This window comes from Faecalibacterium sp. i25-0019-C1, from assembly GCF_042854225.1.
GTDB classification, from domain to species: Bacteria; Bacillota; Clostridia; order Oscillospirales; family Ruminococcaceae; genus Faecalibacterium; species Faecalibacterium taiwanense.
Map to the genome: position 1 here is coordinate 2,496,156 of NZ_AP031428.1, position 23,705 is coordinate 2,519,860.

The window sequence follows — 23,705 nt, forward strand, 5'->3', positions numbered from 1 at the left end:
GGCATGAAGATGAATACCAAACGCAAAACGCTCAAAATGCCCGTGCGCTACCTGATGAACGCCGTGCTGGTGGCTCTGCTGTTCGTGGGCCTGTCCTTCCTCACCCAGAACGTGCTGTCCACCTACCAGAACAAGGTGCTTCTCACCGTGGGCATCAACATCATTCTGGCTGTCTCGCTGAACGTTGCCACCGGTTATCTGGGCCAGCTGCCGCTGGGCCACGCCGGTTTCATGGCCGTGGGTGCTTACACCTGCGCCCTGTTCACGAAATACAGCAATCTGCCCTCCGGTGTCGCTTTTGTCGTGGGTCTGGTGCTGGCCTGCATCGTGGCGGGCCTGTTCGGCGTGCTGATCGGCATTCCTGCTCTGCGCCTGACCGGTGATTATCTGGCCATCCTGACGCTGGGCTTTGGCGAGATCATCCGCATCACCCTGAACAACATCGATGATGTGCTGGGCTTCAAGCTGTTCTACGGTGCCAAGGGCCTGAAGAACATCCCCAAGTATTCTAACTTCGCCAATGTGTTCATCTGCGTGGTCATTACCTGCTTTGCCATCCACGCCATGATGAAGAGCCGCCACGGCCGTGCCGTGCTGGCCATCCGCGATAACGAGATCGCTGCCGAAAGCTGCGGCATCCAGACTACTTATTATAAGGTCATGGCCTTTGCATTCTCCGCCGCCTTTGCCGGTCTGGCCGGCGGCCTGTACGCCTGCTATCTGGGCGTTCTGGACCCCTCCACCTTCGGCTTCATGAAGTCCATCGAAATTCTGGTCATGGTGGTTCTGGGCGGCATGGGCTCCATGCTGGGCTCTATCCTGTCCGCGACCGTGCTTACCATCCTGCCCGAGGCGACCCGCAGCTTTGACAGCTACCGCATGGTAGTCTACTCGCTGGTGCTGGTCCTCATGATGATCTTCCGTCCGGGCGGCCTGCTTGGCAGCTACGACTTCTCCATGAGCCGCATTGTGGAAAAGATCATGAACGGCGAACTGTTCCAGAAGAAAGCAAAGGAGGGTGCAGACCATGAGTGAGTTCCAGACCAAGTTACACAGTGTGCCCTCCGGCGGCTTTTTGACCGACCGCGACAAGGACAAAAAGCCCATTCTGGACGTGCGTGAGCTGGGCATCGACTTCGGCGGTCTGACCGCCGTGGATGGCTTCAACCTGATGATCGGCCGCAACGAGATCACCGGTCTGATCGGCCCCAACGGTGCCGGTAAGACCACCGTGTTCAACCTGCTGACCAACGTCTACCAGCCCACCCGCGGCTCCATCCTGATCGATGGTATGCCCACCGCCGGCAAAAAGACCTATCAGGTCAACCGCATGGGCGTGGCCCGTACCTTCCAGAACATCCGCCTGTTCAAGGAACTGAGCGTCATCGATAACATCAAGGTGGGCCTGCACGAGTCCATGAAGTACAATCTGGCCTCCTCCCTGATCCGCCTGCCCAACTACTGGAAGGAAGAGAAGAAGTGCACCGAGCGTGCTCTGGAGCTGCTGGATATCTTCCACATGGCAGACCTCGCCAATGTGCAGGCAGGCAGCCTGCCCTACGGCGCACAGCGCCGTCTGGAGATCATGCGTGCACTGGCCACCAGCCCGAAGCTGCTGCTGCTGGACGAGCCTGCTGCCGGTATGAATCCCTCCGAGACTGCAGAACTAACCGAGACCATCCGCCGCATCCGCGACGAGTTCAACATCGCCGTGCTGCTGATCGAGCATGATATGAGCCTGGTCATGGGCATCTGCGAGGGCATTGCCGTGCTGAACTTCGGCCGCATCATCGCCAAGGGCACGCCGGATGAGATCCGCAACAACCCGCAGGTCATCGAAGCCTATCTGGGCAAGAAGGAGGGCTAAGCCATGGCTGATACGTTACTGAAAGTTGATAACATCAACGTCTATTACGGCAACATCCACGCCGTCAAGGACATCTCCTTCGAGGTGGATCAGGGCGAGATCGTCACCCTGATCGGTGCCAACGGTGCTGGAAAATCCACCACCCTGAAGACCATTTCCGGCCTGCTGAAGCCCAAGACCGGCGACATCCTGTACAAGGGCAGCAGCATCAAGGGCATGCGCGCCCACAAGATCGTGGAAGCAGGCCTTGCCCATGTGCCGGAAGGCCGTCATGTGTTCCTGCACATGACCGTGGAAGAAAATCTGGACATGGGTGCATACACCCAGCCTGCTTCCACCATTGCACCCAACAAGGAAAAGGTGTTTGAGCTGTTCCCCCGCCTGAAGGAGCGCCGCAAGCAGCTGGCCGGTACCATGTCCGGCGGCGAGCAGCAGATGCTGGCTATGGGCCGTGCACTGATGAGCAACGCTTCCATGCTGATGCTGGACGAGCCTTCCATGGGCCTTTCGCCGCTGCTGGTGCAGGAGATCTTCGACATCATCCAGAACGTGCACAAGGAAGGCATGACCATCCTGCTGGTGGAGCAGAACGCACAGATGGCTCTTTCTGTGGCAGACCGTGCCTACGTCCTTGAGACGGGCCGTGTGGTCATGGAGGGCACTGGTGCCGAACTGCTGACCAACGAGCGCGTGCGCAGTGCATATCTGGGCGGCTAAGCAAAAAATCGTATAAGAAAAGGGGCTGTTGCACATGCAACAGCCCCTTTTTTGCAGTATTTGTTATGCCAGCAGAGCCATGATATTTGCGGTAATCAGGCCGCCTGCCGTGCCAATGACGTAGCCCATCAGAGCCATCAGAACGCCAACAGGCACCAGCCAGAATGGGAGCGGATGCGGAACCGCCGATGTTTGCCAGAGATGCAACACCGCAGGTGAACATATCCAGATGGAAGATCTTTGCCAGCAGCACCAGAATGATGCCGTGGATGGCCAGGATCATAAAGCCTGCCAGGATCCATGCGGGTGCATCGGTCAGCTCCAGGAAGCTTGCGCGGGAGGCAAGCAATGCCACCACGGAGTACAGCAGCAGGTTGGACAGCTCGGTGCTGCCTGCCATGCGGCCCACGGGGGTGACAGCGCCGATCAGGCCGGACAGCGTGATGAGCAGGACGGTCCAGGTGGCCTTGTCCAGGAAGGGCATTGCGCCGTTCAGGGCTGCGCCGATGTCCTGACCGAAGGCGGAGATCACCAGAGCCAGACCCAGCAGGAAGATCAGGTTGACAAAGCTGGCCTTGTCCTCGTTGCCCTTTGCGTCCTCTTCCAGACGGCGGGACACTTCGTCCAGCGTGGTGGTGTCGGCCTTGACCCACTTGTTGAACTTGGGAGCCAGATTGATGGCCCACAGCAGGAACATGACCCAGATGGAGTAGTCGATGGAGTCCACCACCAGTGCGTAGGCCATGTCAGCTTCGCCGATGTCCAGCGCAGCCTGCACGGCGATCATGTTGCCGGAGCCGCCCATCCAGCTGCCGCACAGAGCGCCCAGTGCCTTCCATGCTTCGGAGCCAAGGGGCCCCTTCATGATGGCGAAGGTGGCAATGAAGGCCAACGAGATGGAGACGGAAGCGGCAAAGAAGCCGCCCAGCATCTTGGGACCCAGCTTGATGATCTTGCGGATGTCGCAGCGCAGCAGCATCAGGAAGATCATTGCATACAGCAGGTTGTTTTTCAGCACGGAGTAGGCAGGCTTGGTGGCCTCCATGTCCCATGCACCCAGCGTGCAGAGAATCATGGTAATGAGGTACAGCAGAACGATAGGTGGTGCATAGTCGAAGAATTTCGACTTCGTGTAGCGTTGCAGCCACACCAGCAGTGCGGCAATGAACACCAGCACGGCGATGTAGGTGAAACCGTTTGTGATCATGAACCCAATCCCCTTTCTTTTTGTGCAATTTTTTGCGGACAATTGTCTTTACAATATCGACAATTTCGTATACAATACTACCATAGATTTCATAATCTGGCAATATTTTTTTATCGAAAGGGGTAGGTTTTTGCATGAAAATCACGGAAGTACGTCTCGGTCTGATCTCCGTGCCGCTGCGCGTGCCTTTTAAGACGGCTCTGCGCTCGGTCAGCAGCGTGGAGGATGTGATCGTAGAGATCCACACCGACACCGGCGCTGTGGGTTATGGTGAGGCACCTCCCACCGGTGTGATCACCGGCGACACCACCGGTGCCATCATCGGTGCCATCCGCGACCATATCGCAAAGACCATCATCGGCCGCGATGTGGACGACTTTGAAGACCTGATGATCGCACTGAATGCCTGCATCCAGAAGAACACCAGCGCCAAGGCTGCTGTGGATATGGCCCTGTGGGATCTGTACGGCCAGCTGTACAAAATCCCTGTGTACAAGCTGATGGGCGGCGCAAAGAAGTCCATCGTCACCGACATCACCATCAGCGTCAACGACCCCGAAGAGATGGTGCGCGATGCCCTGAACGCCATCGACCGCGGCTACGACTGCCTGAAGGTCAAGGTGGGCAAGGAGCCGGAAAAGGATATTGCACGCCTGAGCGCCATCCGCGGTGCTGTGCCCAAGGAGACCTGCATCCGCATCGACGCAAATCAGGGCTGGACCCCCAAGGAAGCCGTGCGCATCCTGAACGGAATGCAGGAGAAGGGCCTTGATCTTGAATTCGTGGAGCAGCCGGTCAAGGCCCACGACTTTGAAGGCCTGAAGTATGTTACCGAGCGCTCCTATGTGCCGGTGCTGGCCGACGAGAGCGTGTTCTCCCCGCAGGACGCACTGACCATCATGCAGATGGGCGCCGCAGACCTCGTGAACATCAAGCTGATGAAGTGCGGCGGCCTGTACAACGCCCTCAAGATCGCATCCGCTGCCGAGGTGTACGGCGTGGAGTGCATGATCGGCTGTATGCTGGAAGCCAAGATCAGCGTGAATGCCGCCGTGCATCTGGCCTGCGCAAAGCAGATCATCACCCGCGTGGATCTGGACGGCCCCGTGCTGTGCAGTGAGGACCCCATCCTCGGCGGTGCCGTGTTCAACGAAAAGGAGATCACGGTTTCCAACGAGCCGGGCCTTGGCATCAAGGGCATTGAGCCGGGCAAGATCAAGTATTTGGACTAAACTCCTTCCGTCATTGCTTCATAATGCCACCTCCCTCAAGGAGGGAGGCTTTGGCCGAGCGGAAAACTTTATCTTTTCGCCGGAGGCTCCCTCATTGAGGGAGCTGGCGCGGCGTGAGCCGTGCCTGAGGGAGTTATGCAAAAACGGCACCTGCCAGTTCCGCAGGTGCCGTTTTGTGTTTTGGGCCGTTATGCTTTGTAAGCCAGAATAGCCTTCAGGTATTCCCACACACGGGCCACCGATGCAATGTCGGCGCGCTCGTTGGGGGTGTGGACATGCAGCAGGTTCGGGCCAAAGGAGATGCAGTCCAGCCCGTCGATCTTGCCCGAGAGGATACCGCATTCCAGGCCCGCATGAATGGCAACGATCTGGGGCTTTTCGCCGTACTGCGCCTCGTACACAGCAACGCAGCGGTCGCGCAGGGCGCTTTCGCGGGCGTAGGTCCAAGCGGGATAGTCGCCGTGGAACCGCACGCTGCCGCCCAGCAGCTCGGTCAGGGTCTGTACCTTGCAGCACAGCAGCTCCTTGGCCGAAGGCATCGAGCTGCGGATGGAAAAGCGCAGAATGGCTTCCTGCTCGTCCATCTCGGCAACGCCCAGATTCAGCGAGGTCTCCACAAGGCCCGGCACATCCATGCTCATGCTCTGCACACCCCAGGGCATCAGCAGCAGGGCTTTGCGCAGACGCTCGGCGGAGTTCGCATCCAGTGCATCGTATTCGCCGCAGCCCTCCTCGGTGAGCTGCAGGCAGATGGCGGGGTCTGCCGTGCCGTATTCGGCCTGCATCTGTGCGGCGAACTGAGCGGCAGCAGTGTGCACGCCCTCGGTGATGCCTGCGGGCAGCACCAGCGTGATGCTGCTTTCTTTGGGAATGACATTCTCCTTTGCGCCGCCGGACAGTGCCAGAGCGGCGTAGTCCACGCCATTTTCGGTCAGCAGTGTCAGCCAGCGGCCCAGCAGGGCAATGGCGTTGGCACGGCCCTTGTGGATCTCGGTGCCGGAGTGTCCGCCCACAAGGCCGGTCACATCCGCCTTTACGGCGGTGCCGGTCACAGGAACACGGGCAATGGGCAGATGGCATTCAACGCGGCGTCCGCCTGCACAGCCTGCGGTCAGCACTCCTTCTTCCTCGGAGTCGATGTTCACCAGAATCCGGCCCTCAAGGTCGGAAAAATCCATGGCAGATGCACCCAGCAGGCCCACCTCCTCGCAGACGGTCAGCACGACCTCCAGCGCAGGGTGGGGAATGTCCTTTGCGTCCAGAACAGCCAGCGCATAGGCCACGGCAATGCCATCGTCGCCGCCAAGGGTCGTGCCCTCGGCGCACACATAGCCGCCGTCTACGACCGGATGGATGGCATCCTTCTCAAGATCCAGCGGGCAGTCGGCGGTCTTGTCGCCCACCATGTCCAGATGGCCCTGCAGGATCAGGCCCGGCTCCTTCTCGTATCCGGGTGTGGCCGGTGCCTTGATGAGCACATTGCCCATCTCGTCCTGACGGCAGGCAAGGCCGTGGGCCTTGGCGAACTGCACGCAGTAGTCGCTCAGTGCCTTTTCGTGGTGGGAGGTGTGCGGAATGCCGCAGATCTCCTCAAAGTAATAAAAAACCGAAGCTGGTTCCAGATTGGATAATACGCCCATAATGTTCCCTCTCCTTGTGCTGTATTTTAAGAAAGAAGACCGGCAGAGCTGTGAGCCATGCCGGTCTTTCGGGTCTTTACTCTGCCTGACTCAGGCAGTTGTCCATGGCGGTGAACACAGCGTCGCTGGTCATGGTAGCACCGGCAACAGCGTCCACACCGCTGGTGGAACCGGCCTTGGTCAGCTGGTCTGCCAGAGTTTCAGCAGCGGTGCCGCCCAGTTCGGGAGTCTCGCCGGATGCATCGATCTCCACACCGGTCACCCGGCCGCCGGTGACGGTGACGGTGACGGTCACATCACTCAGGCAGCCCTGAGCGCTGGACGTATAGATGCCATCCGTCAGGCTGGCGGCGTTGTCGGCAGCGGGCACAGTGCCGGTGTACTTGATGTACAGGCCGAGCACAACTGCCATAATGACAGTGACAACAGCCATGATGATAACATTCCGGGTGAGTTTCTTCATAAAAGATCAAATGCTCCCTTTTGACGTGATATATTTTTTACTTTGCGGGTTTGAAACTGTCGCGCAGGGTGACGACGCGGTTGTAAACGCCGGGGTTCTTGGAGTCCGGGGTAAAGAAGCCGGTGCGCACGAACTGGAACTTCTCACCGGGCTTTGCGTCCTTCAGGCTTTCTTCCAGCTTGCAACCCTTGCACACAACAACGCTTTCCGGGTTCAGGTAGTCCTTGTAATCGCTGCCCTCGGGGATGGCGTTCATGTTGGCCTCGGTGAACAGCTTGTCGTACAGGCGCACCTCGGCATCCACGGCATGGGCGGCACTCACCCAATGGATGGTGCCCTTGACCTTGCGGCCGTCGGTGGGATTGCCGTTGCCCGTCTCAAGGTCGGCGGTGCAGTGGATGGCGGCAATGCTGCCGTCGGCATTCTTCTCCACGCCGGTGCACTTGACGATGTAAGCGCCCATCAGACGCACCTCGCCGCCAATAGTCAGGCGCTTGAACTTGGGAGGCGGCACCTCGGCAAAGTCCTCATTCTCGATCCACAGCTCTTTGGTAAAGGCCACCTTGCGGGTGGTGGTATCGTTGGCTTCGCGGTTGGGGTTGTTGGCTACATCAAAGTACTCGGTCTTGTCCTCCGGGTAGTTGTCTACGATCAGCTTTACGGGGTCCAGCACTGCAATGCGGCGCTGAGCGGTCAGGTCCAGCTCGCTGCGGATGCAGGCTTCCAGCTGGCGCATGTCGATCAGGTTGTCGGATTTAGAAATGCCGGCCTCCCGCACGAAGGTGAAGATGGAGGTGGGGGTGTAGCCGCGGCGGCGCAGGCCGCACAGGGTGGGCATACGGGGGTCGTCCCAGCCGTCCACAATGCCCATTTCCACCAGCTCACGCAGGTAGCGCTTGCTCATGACGGTGTTGGTCATGTTCAGGCGTGCAAACTCACGCTGCTTGGGGAAGGCAGTGCCGAAGATGTTCTCGATGACCCAGTTGTACAGCGGACGGTGGTTCTCGAACTCCAGACTGCACATGCTGTGGGTGATGCCCTCAATGGCATCCTGAATGGGGTGTGCGAAGTCGTACATCGGGTAGATGCACCACTTGCTGCCCTGACGGTGATGCTCGGCGTACTTGATGCGGTAGATAGCCGGGTCACGCATGTTCATGTTGGGGCTGGCCAGATCGATCTTGGCACGCAGGGTCTTTTCGCCCTCCTGGAACTCACCGGCACGCATCCGGCGGAACAGATCCAGATTCTCTTCCGGGGTGCGGTCACGCCACGGAGAGGGACGGGAAGGCTTGCCGGCATCGGCACCGCGGTACTCGCGCATTTCATCGCGGGTCAGGTCGTCCACGTAGGCCTTGCCCTCCATGATGAGCTTTTCGGCATACTCGTAGCATTTATCAAAGTAGTCGCTGCCGTAGAAGATGCCGCCGTTGGGGTCGGCACCCAGCCAGTGCAGATCCTCGATGATGCTGTTCACGTACTCCTCACCCTCGCGGGCAGGGTTGGTGTCGTCCAGACGCAGGTTGAACTTACCGCCGTACTGGTTTGCAATGGACCAGTTGATGTAGATGGCCTTGGCACTGCCGATGTGCAGGTAGCCGTTGGGCTCGGGCGGGAAGCGGGTATGGATCTCGCTGATCTTGCCCTCGGCCAGATCCGCGTCGATGATGTCGGTCAGAAAGTTTTTATCTGCCATGTGTTTTCCCCCTGTCAAAGGCACAAAGTGCCTATATATTCCATAATACTATATAATACACTATTCTGCCGATTTCTTCAAGAGAAAACCCTCTCAGTCTCGCATACGCTCGCCAGCTCCCCCGAGAGGGGGAGCTTAACTCCTCCAGTCACCTTCGGTGACAGCCCCCTCAGAGATGGGGCCCTTGGCAGTACGGTAAAGCTTTTCCTCTTTGCCAAAGGCTTCCCTCCCCGAGGGAGCTGGCAAAGCCGTCAGGCTTTGACTGAAGGAGTTCTCCCATCCGAAAAATCCCCAATTCATGTTGTTTTCCACAACTTTTTCCCTATCCCTTGACACCGCCGTGCAAGGAGAGTATATTTTTGCATGGCATACAGCGCATTTTGCCGTGTTTAAAATAGGAGGAACCCCATGAACAGTTTAAAAGAAGCGTTCAGCAGGAAAAATATGCTGAAGAATTTAAATTTCTTCGGTGAGCTGAATCTCGGCCTGATCCTGACGGCGGTCGGCATCGTTTACTTTAAAAATCCCAATCATTTTGCATTTGGCGGCACCTCGGGCCTGTCCATTCTGCTGGCAGACCTGTTCCCTAAGATCAACGTGGGCGGCTTTATGTGGATCATCAACCTGATTCTGGTGGTGCTGGGCTTTGTCTTTCTGGGCATCAAGACCATGGGCTGGACGATCTATTCTTCCTTTGCGCTGTCCTTTTTTGTGTCGGTGTGCGAGTGGCTCTATCCCGTCAACGTTTCCATGAGCGGTGATGCCATGCTGGATCTGGTGTTCGCCGTGTTCCTGCCGGCTCTGGGTGCGGCGATCGTGTTCGACATCGGTGCATCCACCGGCGGTACGGATATTGTGGCCCTGATTCTGGCAAAATATACCTCTATGGAGATCGGCAAAGCCTTGATGGTCAGCGATATCCTCATCGTGCTGGCGGCGGCATGGCGGTTCGGCATGGGCACCGGCCTTTACTGCATCCTTGGCCTGATCGGCAAGAGCTTTGTGGTGGACGGTGCCATCGAGAACATCCGCCTGCGCAAGGTGTGCACCATCGTGACGTCCAACCCACAGCCCATTCTGGACTTCATCATCAAGGAAATGAACCGTTCCGCTACCGTGGAAAAGGCTTACGGCGCTTACACCCACCACGAGCTGAGCGTGCTGGTGACGGTGCTGACCCGCCGTCAGGCCCTGCAGCTGCGCAACTTCCTGCGGGAGAACGACCCCCGGAGCTTTATCACCATCGTCAATTCCAGCGAGATCATCGGCAAGGGCTTCCGCTCCTTTAATTAAAGGCACGGCAGGGCCACGCCGCTATTGACGAACCGCTCCAAAAACGATATACTATATTCCGGCGGTGCAGCAGTGCCGCCGGATGCCGGGGTGTTGCGCAGTTGGTAGCGCGCCTGCTTTGGGAGCAGGAGGCCGCGAGTTCGAGTCTCGCCACTCCGATATGACAAAAAACCACGATGAACCGTTTACAAATGCGGTTTCGTCGTGGCTTTATTTGTTGCCAGTCCCCTGAGATTCGGCTGGAAGATGCCTTATTTGTGCGTTACCGTCTCAAAAACTGCCCCTGCGCTAAAGGGCAAATGCGCACCCGGCAGCTTTCCGATTTTGTTCTTTTTTTATTTACAAACAGTACCTTGACACCGAAATATCCTTTTTGTAATCTTAAAGAGTATTTTGAATGTAAGTGAATGCCGTCCCGAATCAATACGGTTTTTTCGGGCAGGACGGCAGGAAGTTTCTCCAGCGAATGTCCTGGGGGTGGTACCCTGCTGCCACAGGCAGTAGGGCGGGACCGAAGTTCCGGGCTGTTCGCAGAGAAAACTTCCTGATGGCCTGCCAAGTGAGCGCAAGCTGACGGCAATGGGAAAGGAGCAACTACCAATGGATCATCTGCAGAACGTAATGGGATACTTCGACCAGCAGCAGCCGCTGTGCGCCGAACACGACCGCATCAGCAAGGACCTGTACAAGGAGTTTGGCGTTAAAGCGGGCCTGCGCGACGAAAACGGCAAGGGCGTGCTGGCGGGCCTGACCAATATCTCCGATATCCGCGCCTTCCAGTATGTGGACGGGGTGAAAAAGCCTGCCGACGGTCAGCTGCTCTACCGCGGCTACGACGTGAAAGACCTGATCCGCGGGTCGTCCGGCAGCCGCTTTGCCTTTGAGGAAGCGGGCTATCTGCTACTGTTTGGTGAGCTGCCCACGCAGGAAAAGCTGGAAGAGTTCTGCCGCGTGCTGGGCGAGTGCCGCACCATGCCCACCAACTTTACCCGTGATGTGATCATGAAGGCCCCCAGCCACGATATCATGAACTCCATGGCCCGCAGCGTGCTCACACTGGCATCCTACGACCCCAAGGCCGGTGATCTGGAAATTTCCAATGTGCTGCGCCAGAGCATCCAGCTGGCCGGCATCTTCCCCATGCTGGCCGTGTACAGCTACCATGCCTATAACCACTACGAAAAAGACGGCAGCATGTACATCCACCGGCCGGACCCGGAGCTTTCCACCGCAGAGAACTTTTTGCGGATGCTGCGCCCGGATATGAAGTACACCGAGCTGGAAGCCCGCGTGCTGGATGTGGCATTGCTGCTGCACGCCGAGCACGGCGGCGGCAACAACTCCACCTTTACCACCCGCGTGGTCACTTCGTCTGGCACCGATACCTACTCGGCCATGGCGGCTGCCCTGTGCTCCCTCAAAGGCCCGCGCCATGGCGGTGCCAACCTGATGGTGATGCAGATGATGCAGAACATCCGCGAAAACCTGCACGACACCGAGGACGATGAAGAGCTGGAAGCCTACCTGAAAAAACTGCTGCACGGCGAAGCATTTGACCGCAAAGGCCTGATCTACGGCATGGGCCACGCGGTGTACTCCCTCAGTGACCCCCGTGAGGTGGTATTCAAGGGCTATGTGGAACAGCTGGCCCACGAGAAAGGCCGCGACAAGGACCTTGCCCTTTACAACAAGATCGAGCACATGGCCCCGCAGCTGATCGCGGAGGAGCGCAAAATTTTTAAGGGTGTCAGCCCCAATGTGGACTTCTACAGCGGCTTTGTGTACGATATGCTGGGCATCCCCATGGAGCTGTACACGCCGCTGTTCGCCGTGGCCCGCGTGATGGGCTGGAGCGCCCACCGCATTGAAGAGCTGCTCAGCGCAAACAAGATCATCCGCCCGGCCTACAAGAGCCTTGGCGGCACCCACGAATATATCCGCCGCAATGAGCGGGAATAACAGGGAGGATGCATGATGAGCGTGGAACTGAAACATCACCCGGAAGAATGGTTCTTCCTGCACAATTTTGATATCGACAAGGTGTTCAGCACCATCCAGCGGGCGGATTACCTGATCTTATATTACATCAAGATGCAGGCCGAACAGCACCCGGACAGTAAGGTTTATCTGGCTGACCTTGCTGCCGTTATGGGCCTGAAGGTGACAGAGCTTTCCAAGGCCGTTGAAAAGCTGCAGGACAATGGCTTTGTGGCATGGAAGACCGACCGTGAAGCGGGCCGCACCTATGTGGAGCTTTCCAGCAAGGCTGTGGAGCTGATGGCGGAGGAGCGCGCGTTCATGCAGCGCTGTTACGCCCGCCTGCGTGCAGAGCTTGGCGACGAAGAACTGCATCGTGCAGTAAGCACCATGCAGAGCGTGACGGCCATCCTGAAGGATGAACGGGAACACAGCGGCGTATAAAAACAGCCTCAACAAAAAAATGAGATAGACTCCCCCGAAAGGGGTTGCCTATCTCATTTTTGTTGTAAACTGAGGTTCCCGGATCAATAAATAAATTCTACTGAAAAAAGCCAGAGCGGCTATTTTAAATCCTTTACCGGATCAGGTTCACAAACACCGGGCAGAGCACTGCGGTCAGCACACCGGCCACCGCAATGGAAAGGCCGCTCATGGCACCTTCCACCTCGCCCATCTGCAGGGCTTTGCTGGTGCCCACGGCATGGGCCGAAGTTCCGATGCCCACGCCCTTGGCGATGGGGTCGGTGATGTGGAACATCTTGCACACCGTCTCAGCCAGCAGCGCTCCCACGATGCCGGTAACAATGACGATCGCACCGGTCAGGGCAGCAATGCCGCCCAGCTCAGCGGCCACATCCATGCTGATGGCGGTGGTCACGGATTTGGGCAGCAGGGTGGCATACTGCTCACGGGTCAGGTCCAGCGCCAGTGCAAGCGCCAGTGCGCTGCCAAGGCTCACCAGCGTGCCCACCGAGATACCCGCAATGATGGCGGCGGCGTTCTCTTTCAGCAGGTCGATCTTTTCATACAGCGGAATGGCCAGTGCCACGGTGGCGGGCAGCAGCAGATAGTTCACCGGTGCCGCGCTGGCCTTGTAGTCCGCATACGGGATGCTGCACACCGACAGAAAGATGATCACAAAGATGCTGCCCAGCAGCAGCGGGTTAAAAATGGCTTTGCCTGTCACCTTATTGATAAGGGTGCCCAGTGCAAACGCGGCCAGCGTAAGCAGAACGCCCCATGCTGCGGAGCCGGACAAAAAATCATTCAGCAGCTGCGTCATTGTCAGCCTCCTTTTTCTTGCGGCCGGTCAGGGCCTGCGTGGTCTTGCCTGCACTCACCATCACCAGCACAGTGACCGGGATAATAGCAACGAGGATGGGCAACAGCATCTCGCCCATCTCTGCCCACAGTTCCATCACACCGGCGGCAGCGGGCACGAACAACAGCGGGAAGATGCCTGTGAGATAGGTTCCAACCTCTTTCACATCGTCCAGCTTTACCAGCTTGAAGTTCAGCGCTGCCAGCAGCAGCACCAGACCGTAGACGCTGGCCGGGACCGGCAGCGGCAGCACTACATGAAGGATCTCGCCCAAAAAACAAAACGCAAGAATGCGCGCGAACTGAAAAATATATTTCGTAGTAAAGTTCCCCTTTCCTCGATCAAAAGCGTAAATGGACACATCAAGGGTAAAGTATACCGCAGGAGCCCCAATCCATCAACCGTGATTCTGGATAAGAAAAATTGCACATTTCGCCGAGAACTGTGCAAAAAAAGGCGCACCGGTTTTCCGGTGCGTCAAAAGACTATTCATTATAGATGAAATGGCACTTTGGATAGTTCGAACAGCCCCAAAATGTTTTTCCGGCTCCAGAGCCCCGTCTGGCCACCCGAGGAACCAACCGTCCTCCGCATTGCGGACATGTCCATGTTCCATCTGGTTGGATAATGGGGTAGTGTTTTGCTCGAACCTCTTCTATATGTCTTGCTTTCTGTTCAACTGATGCGTCTGTAAACTTAAGAAGTAGTGCATAAAAAGCATTTATCTGTTCGTCAGTCAAACACCTGCCAACGCTTCTTGCGTTCTCAGATAATTCCCCTAAAAGGTATCTATAATAAGTTACGCGATGCCGGTTGCTCACTAAATGTAAGTTCTTTATCTCACAGTTGTTGCCGAAGACCACATAAGAATAGTATGGAACTTCATTGTTCTGCAATAAGCTTTTCAAGCATCGTACGTGCGTTTCGTTTTGCCAAAGCGGGTTATAAAACTGATACTTTTCGGCTTGTCCGCTATGGTTTGGCAAACTTTGCGTCCAATACTTATGATTCTCACTGCCAAAAATCCAGCCGCTATAGTTTTTTGATTCAATCACATAGATACCCGATTCATGAATTAAGATTAAATCAACTTCTGTGGTTCCGCTATCTTTTAGCGGCAGATAACAGTTGGATATAATTGCTTTTTGCCCTTCAAGTTGTTCCAGTACATTGTAAATTTGCATTTCGCCTGCGTGTCCCTTGTCTTCTCCCCAAACAGCTGCAAGGATAGCAGCCACAAAGGCACCGAGGATGCATAGAGCAATCAATGAAATCATGGCAATTATAGTCCACTCGATTATTGTCATATCAGATCACATAATCATTTCCGGCCTGATCAGGCCGGGCGAGATCGGCCAGCGTGATATTGCCGAAGTAGTTGGAGATCAGATCGTCCAGCCCCTTCCACATCTCGTAGGTGCGGCAGTTTGCCATGCGGGAGCAGGGGGTCGCATTGGGGGTCAGGCAGCTCACCGGCGCAAGGCTGCCCTCGGTCAGCATCAGGATCTCGCCCACGGTGTACTGATCCGGGCTGCGGGTGAGCCGGTAGCCGCCGCCCTTGCCGCGCAAGCCCTCCAGAAAGCCGTTCTGCACCAGCACCTTAAGGATGTTTTCCAGATATTTTTCCGAGATCTCCTGCCGGGCAGCGATCTCCTTGAGAGGGACATATTTTTCAGACTGATGCTCGGAAAGGTCGATCATCACGCGCAGTGCATAGCGCCCTTTGGTGGACACGATCATAATAGTGTACTTCCTTTGTTGGTTATAGATTGAGTTTTTAACCTATTATACAACAGGGTAAATAATATTTCAATCCCACTTTTTTCAAAAAATCCATTGACAACCGCACAGAACGGGTCTATAATACCATCAAACCCACAAACAATGTTGGTATAAAGGTTTTGGAACCAGGTCGTCCAGCAGGGCACATGTGCCCATAACTGTATCAGGGAGGAAACTACAATGAGCAAGATTTATACTGCCGCAGATCAGCTGATCGGTCATACTCCGTTGCTGGAGCTGACCCACATTGAAAAGGAGCAGGAGCTGCCTGCCCACATCATTGCCAAACTGGAATACTTCAATCCGGCCGGTTCTGTCAAGGATCGCATCGCCAAAAAGATGATCGATGATGCCGAGGAAAAGGGCCTGCTGAAGGAAGGTTCCGTGATCATTGAGCCTACCTCCGGCAATACTGGCATCGGTCTGGCCGCTGTGGCAGCCGCCAAGGGCTACCGCATCATCATCGTGATGCCCGAGACCATGAGCGTGGAGCGCCGCCAGCTGATGAAGGCTTACGGTGCAGAGCTGGTGCTGAGCGAGGGTGCCAAAGGCATGAAGGGTGCCATTGCCAAGGCCGATGAGCTGGCAAAGGAGATCCCGAATTCCTTCATCCCCGGCCAGTTCGTGAACCCGGCCAACCCTCAGGCCCACATCGAGACCACCGGCCCCGAGATCTGGGAGGATACTGATGGCAAGGTGGATATCTTTGTGGCAGGCGTGGGCACCGGCGGCACCGTGACCGGTGTGGGCCAGTACCTGAAGAGCAAAAAACCGAACGTCAAGGTGGTGGCTGTAGAGCCTGCTTCCTCTCCTGTGCTGAGCAAGGGCACCGCAGGCGCACACAAAATCCAGGGCATCGGCGCGGGCTTTGTGCCGGACGTACTGGACACCAAGGTGTATGACGAAATCATCGCCGTGGAGAACGACGATGCCTTTGCCACCGGCCGTCTGATCGGCCACAAGGAAGGCGTGCTGGTGGGTATCTCCTCCGGTGCTGCTGTTTATGCTGCCCTGCAGCTGGCAAAGCGCCCGGAGAATGCCGGTAAGAACATCGTGGTCCTGCTGCCCGATACCGGCGACCGCTATCTGTCCACCCCGCTGTTTGCAGACTGATCTTTCAAAAAGCTCGCTTCTCCCGTTCTGTGACTTCACAGGGCGGGAGTTTTTTGTTACAATATCCCTATCAAACACTTTGGAGATTTGCCCATGAATTACTATGCTGCCCCCATGGAGGGCCTGACCGACCGGGTGTGGCGGCAGGCACACCAGAAATGGTTCGGCCCTGCTGGCAATGCCGACCGCTACTATGCCCCTTTCATCTCCCCGCCGGAGAACCGGGTGCTCATTAAAAAGAAGATGGCCGAGCTTGCCCCTGCGGCAAACCCCGGCGCACCGGTGATCCCGCAGCTGCTGGCAAAGGACGGCGAACTTGCCGCATGGATGATCGGCGAGCTGCGCGGCCTTGGCTACACCGAGGTGAACCTGAACCTCGGCTGTCCTTCCGGCACCGTCACCGCCAAAGGCAAGGGTTCCGGGATGCTGCGCGACCCCGTCAAGCTGGACGCTTTTCTTGCCGCCGTATTTGCCAATGCGGAAGGGCCTATCTCGGTCAAGACCCGGCTGGGCGTGGAAAAGCCGGAAGAATTTGCTGCCATTCTGGACATCTATAACCGGTATCCCATCTGTGAGCTGACCATCCACCCGCGTGTGATGCGCCAGCTCTACCGCGGGCAGGCCGACCGTGCCGCTTTTGCTGCCGCCCTGCCCGGGTGCCGGATGCCCGTGTGCTACAACGGCGATGTGACCACCGCTGCGGACCTGCACACGTTGGAAGCGCAGTATCCGCAGCTGTCCGGCATCATGGTGGGGCGCGGCATCATTGCGGATCCGGCGCTCTTCCGTGAAGCACGCGGCGGCGCACCGGCCGCACGGGAAGAGCTGCGCGGATACCTTGACGACCTCTACCACGGATACTCCGAACTGTTCGGCAGCGCCGGGTGCGCGGTGAGCCGCATGAAGGGGCACTGGTTCTACCTCATTCACAAGTTTGAGGGGGCCGAAAAGCTGGAAAAGCAGCTGCGCAAGGTGCGGGAACCGTGGGAATATGAGGTCGTCGTAAACCAGATCTTTACGCTGCCGTTCCGACCGTAACGGTTGGAATGGCCTCCGTTTCGCTCTGGCCATCTTCAGCGAAAATTTTATTTTATATAGTTGCAATTCAGAAAGATCTGCGGATTTTTCTGAATTGCGTTTTCACCGGAGGGGCTGTAACGGTAAACGGCATCTGCATTCTATTATGAAAAAGCCCCGCCATCATAGCGACGGCGGGGCATGAGCAGACAAGCGATATCAGACGTTCAGATAACTGCGCAGCATGGCCTGCAGCAGATCGTCACGATCCACCTTGCGGATCATGGAACGGGCATTTTTATAGGTCGTGATGTAGGTGGGGTCTTCGGACAAGATATAGCCCACCAGCTGATTGACCGGATTATAGCCTTTTTCCTTTAAAGCATCGTACACCTGCTGTACGATCTCATGGATCTCATAGTCCTTTTTGTCGTGGATCGAAAAAATAGCGGTCTCGCCACTCACGGAATACACCCCCTTAGGAAGAACTACATTCATTGTACACGAATTGCGAGGAAACTTCAAGCTAAACAGACCGGATTTGCACAGTTTGCATAAAATTTCCGGTCCTGATTTTGCAGGCTGACGGCCTGCACCGCCGCAAATGCGGCAGAAGGAGGGCCTTTATGCTGTATGGCATCGGCTGCGACCTGTGCGAGATCGCGCATCTGGAAAAAAGCCTTACCGGCGCACACGCTGCAGCCTTTATCCGCCGGGTGTACGGCGAGGCCGAACGCGCTGCGCTGAGCCTTGACGAACCGCTGCCCGCCGGGCGCAGCGCCGCCCACCGGCTTGCCAGCGCCGCAGCCAACTTTGCCGCCAAGGAAGCCTTTTTAAAGGCGGCAGGCACCGGCCTGCGGGAGCCGTTCTCCCTGTGTGAGATCGAGGCTGTCCGGCTGGAAAGCGGTGCACCTGCCTATCATTTTTCCGGACAGACGGCGGAATGGATGCAGGCCCATGGCCTTGCCGCCCGGCTCTCTCTGAGCCACGAGGGCGGCATGGCACTGGCCTTCTGCACACTGGAAACTCTGTAAGCCTTTGTGCATACAATGGAATATCCCCTGCGCTGCATAACCGGCGCGCAGCCGGCTCATACTGAAATCAGACGAAGATGCGCCGGACGCATCACATAAGCGGGGCGCATCCTCCAAATGCAGGGAGGGAGATTCCATGGAGGTACACAGAGGAGAAGTTTTTTACGCAGATCTTTCGCCGGTGGTGGGGTCGGAGCAGGGCGGCGTGCGCCCGGTACTGATCGTGCAGAACGAGATCGGCAACCGGCACAGCCCTACCGTGATCGCTGCGGCCATTACATCCCGGCTGGACAAAGCCCGCCTGCCCACCCACATCAATATCCGGGCAGCGGATACCGGCCTTGCCAAGGACAGCGTGGTGCTGCTGGAACAGATCCGCACGCTGGATAAGCACCGCCTGCGGGAGCGGGCCGGGCAGATCACGCCGGAAGATCAGAAACGTGTGGATCAGGCTTTGGATGTAAGCCTGGGGCTTACTTCATATTAAGGGGCTGTTGCAAAACAGCTCTCTGAAAAGATCATGCACAAAACCCGGAACCTATTTTCGGCCAAAACGGCTCAAAAAGGCTCCGGGTTTCTGATTTTACGCTGTTTCTTTGTGCAAGCTGCGATCGTTTTTTCATTTTCCAGCTTAATTTTTTTGAAAAGGCGCGCGAAGGCTGGTTATTCCCGCCAGAAAATGCTATACTTTTCTGTAGAATGGTTGTGCTGTCGTGCACAGCATATGCAGGTTTTATGATGATATCGGAGGGCTGATTATATGATCATCCAGAGCAAAAAAGTATGGATCGCCGACCAGTTCATTTCTGCCGCAGTCGAGCTGGAGCAGGGCAAAATCACCGGCATCTTCCCCTATGGTGAAAAGCAGGCCGATGTGGACTATGGCTCCAAGCGCATCGTGCCCGGTTTTATGGATATCCACTGCCATGGTGCCTACGAGTTCGACACCAACGACGCAAAGCCGGAGGGCCTGCGCTACTGGGCAAAGCATATCGTCTCTGAGGGTGTGACCAGCTTTCTGGCCACTACCGTCACCCAGAGCGTGGAGGTGCTGACCAACGCCGTGGCCAATGTGGCCGACGTGATGGAGGGCAGCTACGAAGGTGCCGAGATCCTTGGCATCCACTTTGAAGGCCCCTACCTCGATATGAAGTACAAGGGCGCACAGCCTCCGGAGTACATCGCAAAGCCCAGCGTGGAGCAGTTCAAGCACTACCAGCAGGCAGCACGCGGCCACATCCGCTATGTGACCCTTGCACCGGAACACGACGAAGGGTTTGCACTGACCCATTACCTGACCGAGCACGGCGTGGTGGTCAGCATCGGCCATAGTGCCGCCACCTATGAGCAGGCCGTGATGGCCTATGCCAACGGTGCCCGCTCCATGACCCATGTGTACAACGGCATGTCCCCCTTCGCCCACCGCGCCAACGGTCTGGTGGGCGCAGCCTACCGCATCCGCACCATGTACGGCGAGATCATCTGCGACGGCTGCCACTCCACCCCTGCTGCCCTGAACAACTACTTCATGAGCAAAGGCCCGGATTACGCCATCATGATCTCGGATGCACTGATGGCCAAGGGCACCCCCATTGGCAGCGAGTACATCTTTGGCGGCAACCATATCACCATCTACCCGGACGGCAGCGCCCATCTGGACAACGGCACGCTGGCCGGTTCCACTTTGAACATCAACAAGGGCCTGCGCATTCTGGTGGAGGAGGCCATGGTGCCCTTCAACTATGCACTGAACGCCTGCACCATCAACCCGGCACGCTGCCTGCATCTGGATGACCGCAAGGGTTCCATCCAGATCGGCAAGGATGCCGACCTTGTGGTGCTGGACGACAACTACGATGTGCTGCAGACCTACTGCATGGGCAAGGCCCAGCTGTAATTTCTGGCTGACGCGAACAAAGGATGTGTTAAACCCGTTATGATCCAGATCGCCTTCTGCGACGATGACCAAACAGTTCTGGACCAGCTCTCTGCCCTGCTGGAAAAATATCGCGCCCAGCGCTGTGTCCAGATCCAGTGCACAGCCTTTCACAGCCCGCTGGATCTGCTGGCCGAGATCGAAAAGGGCACCCGGTACGATATCCTGTTTCTGGATGTCATCATGCCGGCCGAAAACGGCATTACCGCCGCCAAGGAGATCCGGCAGTACGATAACGTCGTCAAGATCATCTTTCTCACTTCTTCCGCCGAGTTTGCAGTGGAATCCTATGTGGTGGGTGCCTATTTCTACCAGCTCAAGCCCATCTGGGAGGACAGCTTTTTCCGTCTGACGGATTCGGTGATCGCCGAGTGCCGCCGCGCCGACCAGCGCAGCCTGATCCTGCGCTGCAAGACCGGCATCTCCCGCATCGATCTGGACCAGCTGCTCTACTGTGAAGTGCTGGGCCGCACTGCAGGATGCCACTGAGCTGGTCGTCACCCTGCCGCTGCTGCTGGCACTGGTGCACTGAATCGCGCCTTCGGTGCGCGCGCTGTCGCACTCTTCGCTCAAGCTGCAGCTGCAGTTCGGCGTGGACGGCAGCGCAGGTTTTTACCGCATTGAAAAGTCCGGCACTTTGCTCCGCCTGAAGGCCGAATAAAATCACAGTGCGCATTCGTTCCACCCTTAATACGCAAAACACCCCTCGGCTTCCGCAGCAGGAAACCGAGGGGTGTTTGTTATGCTTTATTTGTGTCGGGTCAAGCCCTTACGCCATTACTTGCGGGGATTCTTGATCGCAGCCTGGGCGGGCGATAAAATTGCAGAGTTCTCCTTTCCAGAAATATCATTTCACTTTCCGTTGCGCCCGTGGTTCTTTTTTGTAAGCCCCGCGTATGCGGGGAAAAGGGCGTGTACGCCATGCTGTACACCGGTTTGTGGGGATCACCCCCGCATGTGCGGGGAAAAGTCTTAGTGCCAGCGATCAAACGGTTTGCCCAAAGGATCACCCCCGCGTATGCGGGGAAAAGAGCTGCTCATAGCCCGGCACTTTGACGACGCCAGGATCACCCCCGCGTATGCGGGGAAAAGCAGAAAGACACCCACGCAGCTAAGGAAGCCAAGGGATCACCCCCGCGTATGCGGAGAAAAGTGGCTTACGTCCTCGATTTCTTCCAGCATGTTGGGATCACCCCCGCGTATGCGGGGAAAAGACTAAAAAGATCCCGTAGCACCGTGCCTCCTGTTGCTATTGTACCGCTGTTTCCTTCAGTTTGCAATAAACCTGTTGTATCAGACGGCAGTCCGGCAGGGCGCGATGCTCCACTTTTTCTGCCAGCTGAAAATGCTGTGCCAGCGTCACCAGCTTATAATTTGCGATCCTTGTAAGGTTTCGGCGGGCAAGTTGTGCAAGGTCGATCTGGCGGTTGGTCGGTGCCGGAAAGCCATATCGTTTGCAGGTCATGCGCAGAAACTCCAGATCAAAGGCAATATTATGTCCCACCAGTGGGTCTTTGCCAATAAACAACAAAAAGCTATTCAGCGCTTCCCGTGGTTCTGTTCCCTGCTGCAATTCCGCAGCGCTGAGTCCTGTCAGGGCTGTGATCTCTGCCGGAACGTTTTCTTCCACGCAGACCAGCATGGTCAGCTCCTCCACCGATACACCGTCCCGGACCCGCAGCGCTCCATATTCGATGATGGAATCGGACGCGGCTGCTCACATTGCCCACATAAACGCCCGTGTTGATCTCGCACAACCATTTGGACAGATCCCCGCGCAGTTTTGGCGGGCAGTTCGTCATGGTGAGAACTACGATGTTTTATCACCCTCTTCTTCAAAATAATTGATGCCGTTGGCCACAGTGCCCACTTTGTTGTCCCACAGATAAACAGCTTCCGGCTCCTGTTCCCGCTCATCCGCATTCAGGAGCAGATACCGGATATCGTGCACCATGCGCTCCAAAATATGATGCTCTACCATGGCATCCCGCACCCGGCGGCGCACTACGGCCGGCAGGTCGTCCGGAGCCTGTGCCGCCACTTCAAAGGCGATGGGAATGGTCACCTCGGCCTTGTACAGGTCGGCAATATCGTACACAAAGGAGCACTCGTGCCCCACATGAACAAAGCCAAGACCCGGGGCGCAGCCCAATGCCACGATCACCGCGTGCGCCAGACCGTACAAACAGGCGTGCCCGGCAGAAAGCGCCTGATTGACGGCATCTCCCGATGCAAAATCCTCCGGGCGGTACAGTCGGCCGCTCCACGGAACACCGGTATCCTTGGAAGTTTGCGGTATACCTGCCGCACACGGCTGCCCTCGCGTCCCCGCAGCTGCTGCATCGTCAGCCGGGAGATATCTTCGTCCGGGAAACGGAGCTGATACATCTTGCGTACCACATCCAGGTGCTTGCGGGTGTTGCTGACAAGCTCTGCCTGCCGCAGCAACAGTTGCGAGTGGGTGGTCAGGGGACGGCCATGGGCGTAATACCGCACACCGTGCTCACCTACCCAGACAGCACCCACGCCCGTGTCACCCATAAGTTCCATGGCACGGTGGGTCACCCGTGTACCCGGCCCCAGCAGCAGCACCGAGATGCCAGCCGCCGGGATCTGAACGATCCCTTTTTCGTCTGTAACGGTGATTGCGCCGTCCTGTCGGCCAAGGGTGCAGTGTTCCAGATACAGAAAGGTCATCCGGTCTTTCACCTGCGGCAGCGCCTGCAGGTCCGGCCGGATCATGCCCGGCATCTCGTCCATCTCAGTTTCCTCCGCGCATAACGGTCATCAGTCCAAGGCCATAGGCCTTGCCGCGCCCCATGCCCTGACACAGCAGTGCCCGGAACGGCTCTGCATCGGTCACCTGCAAAATGCCCTCATAGGTCACTGCCAACAGGGTCACCGGCCGGGTGCCGTGCTTGGCAAAGTGCTGCCACTGCACCCGGGTCACGGTAAATCCCTCCTCCCGCAGGGCAAAGCCGTGCTTTGCGGCGCGCTCCAACAGCCACTGCTTCTGGTACTGTGTCGTGCAATGTGCGGCTACAGTTCCCCGCGCTGCGGGGTTTTGGGGGTCTTTGCAGCTTTTGGTGGGGTTTGCGGTCAGCCGAAACTGCCAGCAGCTGCCCGGCTCCACCCGCTGTAAAAGCGGGTCGTAGCTGCGGGTCTCCGCAGCCGCTCCAGTGCCAAACTGCTCCACCACGCCGGACAGCTCTGGCGCATCTTCGCTGAGCAGCAGCAGATACAACCGCTCTCCCAGACGATCCAACCGCCACAGTCTGCGGCGGCGCTCCCCTGCAAAAGCGCTTTCCACTGCGCCATGCAGTTTTTGCGGTGCCGACAGCGCAGCCATGGTGCTGCGGCGGGTGGGATCTAGTTCTACCCGTGATAAATACATTCTCTCGCCCCCT

Annotated in this window: 26 protein-coding genes, 1 tRNA gene, 1 pseudogene and 1 CRISPR repeat array; of the genes and pseudogenes, 14 read left to right on the top strand and 14 right to left on the bottom strand. The window is 57.2% G+C overall.

Annotated elements, in window-relative coordinates; translation table 11 throughout:
• The first annotated feature begins 9 nt into the window (after positions 1-9).
• The 3 genes from ACGHUK_RS12260 to ACGHUK_RS12270 are packed head-to-tail and all read left to right on the top strand — an operon-like array spanning position 10 to position 2,584.
• Positions 10-1,035 carry a branched-chain amino acid ABC transporter permease gene (locus tag ACGHUK_RS12260; RefSeq protein ID WP_097777224.1) on the top strand — a complete coding sequence of 342 codons (1,026 nt, stop codon included), beginning with the start codon at positions 10-12 and terminating at the stop codon, positions 1,033-1,035.
• Positions 1,028-1,867 carry an ABC transporter ATP-binding protein gene (locus tag ACGHUK_RS12265; RefSeq protein ID WP_097777223.1) on the top strand — a complete coding sequence of 280 codons (840 nt, stop codon included), beginning with the start codon at positions 1,028-1,030 and terminating at the stop codon, positions 1,865-1,867. Before ACGHUK_RS12260 ends, ACGHUK_RS12265 begins: the two co-directional genes overlap by 8 nt.
• A gap of 3 nt (positions 1,868-1,870) precedes the next feature.
• Entirely contained in the window at positions 1,871-2,584 is a 714-nt protein-coding gene (locus ACGHUK_RS12270; RefSeq protein WP_005942657.1) for an ABC transporter ATP-binding protein, read from the top strand.
• Here the strand turns inward: ACGHUK_RS12270 and ACGHUK_RS12275 are convergent.
• Positions 2,517-3,791 (bottom strand): DUF819 domain-containing protein, encoded by a 1,275-nt coding sequence (locus ACGHUK_RS12275; RefSeq protein WP_390574442.1) that lies wholly within the window; start codon positions 3,789-3,791, stop codon positions 2,517-2,519. The genes ACGHUK_RS12270 and ACGHUK_RS12275 overlap by 68 nt on opposite strands.
• Positions 3,792-3,925: 134 nt before the next feature.
• Between ACGHUK_RS12275 and ACGHUK_RS12280 the strand changes: the two genes are divergently transcribed.
• Positions 3,926-5,023, top strand: a complete 1,098-nt coding sequence (locus ACGHUK_RS12280) for a dipeptide epimerase (RefSeq protein ID WP_337679198.1) — start codon at positions 3,926-3,928, stop codon at positions 5,021-5,023.
• A gap of 188 nt (positions 5,024-5,211) precedes the next feature.
• Here the strand turns inward: ACGHUK_RS12280 and ACGHUK_RS12285 are convergent, their stop codons facing one another.
• The 3 genes from ACGHUK_RS12285 to ACGHUK_RS12295 all read right to left on the bottom strand — a co-directional run bounded on the left by ACGHUK_RS12285 (position 5,212) and on the right by ACGHUK_RS12295 (position 8,822).
• Positions 5,212-6,663, bottom strand: coding sequence for an aminoacyl-histidine dipeptidase (locus ACGHUK_RS12285; RefSeq protein ID WP_390574443.1), 1,452 nt, complete (start codon positions 6,661-6,663; stop codon positions 5,212-5,214).
• 76 nt (positions 6,664-6,739) lie between these two features.
• Positions 6,740-7,126, bottom strand: coding sequence for an FMN-binding protein (locus tag ACGHUK_RS12290; protein ID WP_390574444.1), 387 nt, complete (start codon positions 7,124-7,126; stop codon positions 6,740-6,742).
• Between the two features lie 37 nt (positions 7,127-7,163).
• Positions 7,164-8,822 (bottom strand): glutamine--tRNA ligase/YqeY domain fusion protein, encoded by a 1,659-nt coding sequence (locus ACGHUK_RS12295; RefSeq protein ID WP_390574445.1) that lies wholly within the window; start codon positions 8,820-8,822, stop codon positions 7,164-7,166.
• 408 nt (positions 8,823-9,230) lie between these two features.
• Between ACGHUK_RS12295 and ACGHUK_RS12300 the strand changes: the two genes are divergently transcribed.
• The 4 genes from ACGHUK_RS12300 (at position 9,231) to ACGHUK_RS12315 (ending at position 12,536) form a co-directional block, all read left to right on the top strand.
• Positions 9,231-10,115, top strand: a complete 885-nt coding sequence (locus tag ACGHUK_RS12300) for a YitT family protein (protein WP_005942639.1) — start codon at positions 9,231-9,233, stop codon at positions 10,113-10,115.
• Between the two features lie 86 nt (positions 10,116-10,201).
• A tRNA-Pro gene (locus tag ACGHUK_RS12305) sits at positions 10,202-10,274 on the top strand.
• 441 nt (positions 10,275-10,715) lie between these two features.
• Positions 10,716-12,074 (top strand): citrate/2-methylcitrate synthase, encoded by a 1,359-nt coding sequence (locus tag ACGHUK_RS12310; protein ID WP_082210853.1) that lies wholly within the window; start codon positions 10,716-10,718, stop codon positions 12,072-12,074.
• Between the two features lie 12 nt (positions 12,075-12,086).
• Positions 12,087-12,536 (top strand): MarR family transcriptional regulator, encoded by a 450-nt coding sequence (locus ACGHUK_RS12315; RefSeq protein WP_154259548.1) that lies wholly within the window; start codon positions 12,087-12,089, stop codon positions 12,534-12,536.
• Positions 12,537-12,669: 133 nt separating this feature from the next.
• On the opposite strand, the gene ACGHUK_RS12320 is transcribed toward ACGHUK_RS12315, so the two are convergent.
• The 4 genes from ACGHUK_RS12320 to ACGHUK_RS12335 form a co-directional block, all read right to left on the bottom strand.
• Complete coding sequence (locus ACGHUK_RS12320; protein ID WP_097774460.1) at positions 12,670-13,377, bottom strand: LrgB family protein; 708 nt, start codon at positions 13,375-13,377, stop codon at positions 12,670-12,672.
• Entirely contained in the window at positions 13,358-13,690 is a 333-nt protein-coding gene (locus ACGHUK_RS12325) for a CidA/LrgA family protein (protein WP_242702883.1), read from the bottom strand. Before ACGHUK_RS12325 ends, ACGHUK_RS12320 begins: the two co-directional genes overlap by 20 nt.
• A 211-nt stretch (positions 13,691-13,901) precedes the next feature.
• Positions 13,902-14,693 carry a nuclease-related domain-containing protein gene (locus ACGHUK_RS12330; protein ID WP_243138979.1) on the bottom strand — a complete coding sequence of 264 codons (792 nt, stop codon included), beginning with the start codon at positions 14,691-14,693 and terminating at the stop codon, positions 13,902-13,904.
• A 31-nt stretch (positions 14,694-14,724) separates the two neighbouring features.
• A complete protein-coding gene (locus ACGHUK_RS12335) occupies positions 14,725-15,156 on the bottom strand; it encodes an Rrf2 family transcriptional regulator (protein WP_005942625.1) in 432 nt (143 codons plus the stop codon).
• Positions 15,157-15,378: 222 nt separating this feature from the next.
• Between ACGHUK_RS12335 and cysK the strand changes: the two genes are divergently transcribed.
• Together cysK and ACGHUK_RS12345 are read left to right on the top strand one after the other, a co-directional pair.
• The gene (gene cysK, locus ACGHUK_RS12340) at positions 15,379-16,311 is read left to right on the top strand and encodes a cysteine synthase A (protein WP_154259551.1); all 933 of its coding nucleotides are present in this window, start codon (positions 15,379-15,381) and stop codon (positions 16,309-16,311) included.
• A gap of 93 nt (positions 16,312-16,404) precedes the next feature.
• Positions 16,405-17,349: a tRNA-dihydrouridine synthase gene (locus ACGHUK_RS12345; RefSeq protein ID WP_120020418.1), complete on the top strand. Its 945-nt coding sequence runs from the start codon at positions 16,405-16,407 to the stop codon at positions 17,347-17,349.
• Between the two features lie 198 nt (positions 17,350-17,547).
• On the opposite strand, the gene ACGHUK_RS12350 is transcribed toward ACGHUK_RS12345, so the two are convergent.
• Entirely contained in the window at positions 17,548-17,793 is a 246-nt protein-coding gene (locus ACGHUK_RS12350; protein ID WP_097774456.1) for an IreB family regulatory phosphoprotein, read from the bottom strand.
• Positions 17,794-17,954: 161 nt separating this feature from the next.
• On the opposite strand from ACGHUK_RS12350, the gene ACGHUK_RS12355 reads away from it, so the two are divergent.
• The 4 genes from ACGHUK_RS12355 (at position 17,955) to ACGHUK_RS12370 (ending at position 20,787) form a co-directional block, all read left to right on the top strand.
• The gene (locus tag ACGHUK_RS12355) at positions 17,955-18,362 is read left to right on the top strand and encodes a holo-ACP synthase (protein WP_005942611.1); all 408 of its coding nucleotides are present in this window, start codon (positions 17,955-17,957) and stop codon (positions 18,360-18,362) included.
• 136 nt (positions 18,363-18,498) lie between these two features.
• Positions 18,499-18,849, top strand: coding sequence for a type II toxin-antitoxin system PemK/MazF family toxin (locus tag ACGHUK_RS12360; RefSeq protein WP_005942608.1), 351 nt, complete (start codon positions 18,499-18,501; stop codon positions 18,847-18,849).
• Positions 18,850-19,122: 273 nt separating this feature from the next.
• Positions 19,123-20,259 (top strand): N-acetylglucosamine-6-phosphate deacetylase, encoded by a 1,137-nt coding sequence (gene nagA, locus ACGHUK_RS12365; RefSeq protein ID WP_097777211.1) that lies wholly within the window; start codon positions 19,123-19,125, stop codon positions 20,257-20,259.
• A gap of 39 nt (positions 20,260-20,298) precedes the next feature.
• Complete coding sequence (locus ACGHUK_RS12370) at positions 20,299-20,787, top strand: LytTR family DNA-binding domain-containing protein (RefSeq protein WP_005942598.1); 489 nt, start codon at positions 20,299-20,301, stop codon at positions 20,785-20,787.
• Positions 20,788-21,179: 392 nt separating this feature from the next.
• Positions 21,180-21,512: a CRISPR direct-repeat array (repeat unit 28 nt; unit sequence GGATCACCCCCGCGTATGCGGGGAAAAG).
• A 35-nt stretch (positions 21,513-21,547) separates the two neighbouring features.
• Here the strand turns inward: ACGHUK_RS12370 and ACGHUK_RS12375 are convergent.
• The 5 genes and pseudogenes from ACGHUK_RS12375 to cas6e all read right to left on the bottom strand — a co-directional run bounded on the left by ACGHUK_RS12375 (position 21,548) and on the right by cas6e (position 23,692).
• Complete coding sequence (locus ACGHUK_RS12375; protein WP_390575814.1) at positions 21,548-21,997, bottom strand: PolC-type DNA polymerase III; 450 nt, start codon at positions 21,995-21,997, stop codon at positions 21,548-21,550.
• A 43-nt stretch (positions 21,998-22,040) separates the two neighbouring features.
• Positions 22,041-22,100: pseudogene (locus ACGHUK_RS12380) on the bottom strand (hypothetical protein); the annotation flags it as partial.
• Positions 22,101-22,108: 8 nt separating this feature from the next.
• Complete coding sequence (locus ACGHUK_RS12385) at positions 22,109-22,462, bottom strand: hypothetical protein (RefSeq protein WP_390574446.1); 354 nt, start codon at positions 22,460-22,462, stop codon at positions 22,109-22,111.
• On the bottom strand, positions 22,459-23,058 hold the full coding sequence (locus tag ACGHUK_RS12390; protein WP_390574447.1) for a CRISPR-associated endonuclease Cas1: 600 nt from the start codon (positions 23,056-23,058) through the stop codon (positions 22,459-22,461). The genes ACGHUK_RS12385 and ACGHUK_RS12390 overlap by 4 nt, the downstream gene beginning before the upstream one ends.
• A 1-nt stretch (position 23,059) precedes the next feature.
• Positions 23,060-23,692 carry a type I-E CRISPR-associated protein Cas6/Cse3/CasE gene (cas6e, locus tag ACGHUK_RS12395; protein WP_390574448.1) on the bottom strand — a complete coding sequence of 211 codons (633 nt, stop codon included), beginning with the start codon at positions 23,690-23,692 and terminating at the stop codon, positions 23,060-23,062.
• Between the last annotated feature and the right edge of the window lie 13 nt (positions 23,693-23,705).